The following is a 614-nucleotide window of genomic DNA, read 5'->3' on the forward strand; positions in this document are numbered from 1 at the left end:
TTTCCTGCGGTTACTCCAAAGGCACATTTTTGGGGATTAAGTCTTAGGTTGTACTGCTTGATTCCCTGAAAGAATTTATTCAATGCTTCGAAGTGGCCCTCTCGACTCCTAGACTTCACAATCATGTCGTCCACGTACACCTCTACTTCTGTGTGAATCATATCATGCAACAGGGTGGTTGCCATTCTTTGGTAGGTAGAACCGGCGTTCTTTAGTCCAAAGGGCATAACTCGATAACAGAAGGTCCCCCATTGAGTGATGAAGGAAGTTTTCTCCATATCTGAAGGAGCCATCTTTATCTGATTATAACCAGAGAACCCGTCCATAAAAGATAAGAGAGCATGACCGGCGGTACTATCTACCAAGATATCTATGTGTGGCAATGGGAAATCATCTTTAGGGCACGCCTTGTTCAAATCCCGGAAGTCTACGTACATCCTCACTTTCCCATCTTTCTTAGGCACTGGCACAATGTTGGCTAACCATTCGGGGTATTCTACTACTTGGAGAAACCCAGCGTTCATTTATTTCACCACCTCATCCTTAATTTTCAATGCCCATTCTGGCTTCATTCTTCTTAACTTCTGCTTAACAGGCTTAACTTCAGGATTAGT

The 614-nt window shown here is 43.5% G+C and carries 1 protein-coding gene; it reads right to left on the reverse strand.

The features are described 5' to 3' along the window. Window positions 1–524, reverse strand: a 524-nt coding sequence (locus tag HLA95_RS30435) for a reverse transcriptase family protein (RefSeq protein ID WP_222185200.1), incomplete at its 3' end; no start/stop codon positions are given. Window positions 525–614: the final 90 nt, after the last annotated feature.

The organism is Geminicoccus harenae, from assembly GCF_019800005.1.
GTDB lineage: Bacteria > Pseudomonadota > Alphaproteobacteria > Geminicoccales > Geminicoccaceae > Geminicoccus > Geminicoccus harenae.